Origin of the sequence: Methylobacterium sp. E-066 (assembly GCF_022829635.1) — a bacterium.
GTDB lineage: Bacteria > Pseudomonadota > Alphaproteobacteria > Rhizobiales > Beijerinckiaceae > Methylobacterium.
Window position 1 is genome coordinate 1 of the sequence record NZ_JAKSYO010000112.1, and the last position, 3,329, is coordinate 3,329.

At 64.6% G+C, this 3,329-nt stretch carries 2 protein-coding genes and 1 pseudogene; 1 reads left to right on the plus strand and 2 read right to left on the minus strand.

What is annotated here, in order from left to right:
• Positions 1-822 precede the first annotated feature (822 nt).
• Together MKL20_RS16095 and MKL20_RS16100 are read right to left on the minus strand one after the other, a co-directional pair.
• Positions 823-1,194, minus strand: a complete 372-nt coding sequence (locus tag MKL20_RS16095; RefSeq protein ID WP_244037510.1) for a hypothetical protein — start codon at positions 1,192-1,194, stop codon at positions 823-825.
• Between the two features lie 295 nt (positions 1,195-1,489).
• Positions 1,490-1,607, minus strand: a pseudogene (locus MKL20_RS16100) (transposase); the annotation flags it as partial.
• Between the two features lie 296 nt (positions 1,608-1,903).
• Here MKL20_RS16100 and MKL20_RS16105 point away from each other — a divergent pair.
• The coding region (locus MKL20_RS16105) for an AAA family ATPase (protein WP_244037511.1) at positions 1,904-3,329 on the plus strand (1,426 nt) is incomplete at its 3' end.

The window sequence follows — 3,329 nt, forward strand, 5'->3', positions numbered from 1 at the left end:
CCATGATGGCCTATGCCTTCCTGCAATCCCGGCGCCTCGCAGCGGCGGGGCGGAAAAAAAAGAATCGCCTGCCCGCCGCCCCAGCCATCGATGCCGGCGATCCGCCAAGCCATCCTGGATCACCTCAGTCAGCCACCACCGCGGCGATGCCCGCACTGTGACGCCGTTCTCAATCTGCCACCCTGAAGTCAAACTGCCAAAGTAGTGCTAGACCATGCGTGCATTCGAACAACGCGGTTCCGAGAGGACGTAGGATCGGGTCACGACGACAGCTTCGATCCCCGACGAAGGCGGCGGGCGAATTCCGTCGCGGACCGCCAGTATTCGTCTTCTGACGCCTTGGACCTGCAGGATGAGGCCCATTGCATCGGTAGGATGACCCGGAAGTTCTTCGATGGTTTCGACGGCCGGATCGAGCGTGGCCTGGATCAGTAGGTCTCTGTGCCAGCGCGCTGGATAGCGGATGGGATCCGGCGTCTTGAACGATCGGAACCCGGGATGGCTGGAGCGTTCGCCATGGGCTGCCGGGATTGGCGCTAGCGGGTATGTCATCCGAATGCGACTCCGCCTCCGGGCATACGCCATCTTTCGGGACCCGGAGGCGCCGGTCCCGTTGGCTATCGGAGTCTGTTCTGCATGGGCCGCCTGTCGAGGGTCGTAGTCGTGGACCCCGCTCGCGTATGTTCTTGTTGCCCCGACTCGCCGAGGTGCGAAAACAAGATGAAGGCAGAAACTGCCCTTTTCAAGATACTTTTCCTGCGCGTGGGATCGCTCGTGCATTACGGGCACAAGGTGCGATTTCTGTACAATTTTAAATGAAATTTAATCGCTATCGGGGTGACCGGCTTCTTCGGGAGGGAGGCTGCTTGATGTTGAAATCGCAGATCGGCGTCTTTCCAACCATCGTCCGACGAGATTCAGGAACTCGGCTTCCAGATTCCGGCGACCGGCGTCGGCCGACAGTCGTCCGAGTTCAGCTTCCACCGCCCGGCGAAATTCGCCGCCGGCCGTCCCTGCGGTGCCGAGAGGTTGTTCCTGTCGCGTCAGCAGATCCAGGAGGTAGACGATCTCGCCGGGTGGTCCGCTCGAGGCCCAGGTATGGACCGTCCGCAGGGACACTCCGATTTCCGAGGCGAACGCGACCTGCGTCCTGTCGAGGGCGCGCAGCAGCTTCCTGAATTCGTCACCCTGCATAGGTCGCGTACCTCGCCCGACCTGCATAGACGAAGGAACGACCCGATCATACTCGGGTAGCGCATTTGCCCGCGAACGGTCGTGGGTTTTCGATCTCGTACCTTTGATCTGAGCTTCTCGCCGTCTGCCGGGATGGCATAGGCCCAAGCAAACAGCTTCAGCATCGCGTCGAGATCACGAGAAGCGATTCTCTGATAGTCAAACTGCGCCTGCATCAGCAGCGCTGCACGCAGCCTGCCTGTTGCCACCATGCAATAGCCTCGCAACTGCCCGGTTCCAATATACCGCTCAGGTCACGCAGGACATAGAGGATGCCCTGGAGCATCGCGCGCAGCGGGCAGATCCATGGGCGGACCCTGCCGGACGGTGACGGCATCAGCGGCGCGATCACCGCCCACTCGGCATCCGTGCAGGCTGGTTGCGTAAGGCTAGCTCTCGCGCGCAAGTTCGGCGCTTGCGGCGGGCGTCCCCATTAGGGATCAGGGATCAGCGTCAGATACCTCCCAACGCCAGCCTGTGGATACATCCTTCCGCCGCTGGTTTTTGTTCCCCATCCGTTCTATAAAAATCCATCGCCTATGAAGCAGGCGATCTCCTGAAGCCGACGCCCGCCGAGCGCTCCGATCCTTCGGACCAGCCGCGTCGCTGCAACCAATCCAGCCATCACGCTGACGGCCGGCGCCGCTGCCCGGTCGTGGGAGATCATGCCATGTCGCTGACCTCGACCATTCCGCACGACCAGTTTTCTGATGCTAAGCCCTCCGACGCGCTCGCGCGCGCGTTCCTTCGAACCCTGGCGCAGGAGGAGCGCAGGAACACCAAGCTCAATCGCGAATTCGGCTCGGATCCCGACTACGACGAAGGGAGCGACGATCCGGTCGAACTCATGCTCGCCCAGACCGAGGGCGAGAAGAGACCCGAGCACGTGCCGGTGCCCGCGGACCTCGCCGCGGTGGCCGTGCTCGTCGCGCGTGCCATCGAGGCCGAGGATGGCCTCGTGCGTCGTCTGCGGCGCGAGGCACCGGTCGTCGTCATCACCACGCACATGCCCGATCTGGTCGAGCCGGTGCGGGACGTCCTCGAGCGATGTGCCTTCCGACCCGGCGTCCGGGTGATGGATCTGAGCGGCAACAGAGCCGTCGCTCTCAAACCGACGCAGGCCGCCCTGCTCGTCCGCGACGGCTCGCACAAGGAGCACAGGCCGGAAGCCGGAAACCTCATGGTCGCCTCGGCGCTCCACGCGCGGGTTCCCATTGTCGGATGCGCGCCCGATCCGACCCGCCAGCTGCCGCGCGATCTCCTGCGCGCTGCCGAGCATCGCATCGCGCTTCCCGGCCTGGATCAGGGCGCGCTCGACCTCGTCATCGAAGCGGTCACCGGGGGATGCCCGACACGGCGGATCGATCCCGAGCTGGTTCGCACCCTCGACATCGCCGACCTGCCGATCGCATTCCGGGGTGCCGCCTCACCCGATGCCTGTATCGACGCGCTCGCCCGAGTGATGGCAGCCAAGGCCGACTACCTTCAGACGGGTCCGGCACTCGAGGAACTCGACGGTTATGGTGCGGCCAAGGATTGGGGCCTGGCACTCGCTGCCGACCTGCAAGCCTACCGGATCGGCCGCCTCGCCTGGGCCGAGATCGACAATCGGGGCTTGCTGCTGTCGGGGCCGCCGGGCGTCGGCAAGACCAGCTTCGCCCGCGCCCTGGCCAAGTCCGCCCGGGTTCCGCTGGTGGCGACCTCGGTCGCGGAGTGGAACACATCGGATTACCTCTCCGGCACCCTGCAGGCGATCCGCAGGGTGTTCGCCCAGGCCCGGACCCAGGCGCCTTGCATCCTGTTCATCGACGAGCTCGACGGCATCTCCGACCGCGCGCGCATCCGCGGCGAGTACGTCCAGTACTGGACCCAGGTGGTGAACCTGTTCCTCGAGTTGCTCGCCGGCGTCGAGGAGCGCCCGGGCGTGGTCGTCGTCGCGGCCTCGAACCACCCGGAGAACATCGATCCAGCCGTGAAGCGGGCGGGACGCCTCGATCGGGAGATCGCGATCGAGAGACCGGACACCGCGAGCCTGGTGAAGATCTTCCGGCATCATCTCGGCGCCGGGGTGCTAGCCGGGGATTCGTTGATGCCGC

Bases quoted from the DNA above. Each gene is read 5' to 3' on its own strand.
- MKL20_RS16095 (WP_244037510.1), bottom strand. From the start codon at position 1,194: ATGCAGGGTGACGAATTCAGGAAGCTGCTGCGCGCCCTCGACAGGACG.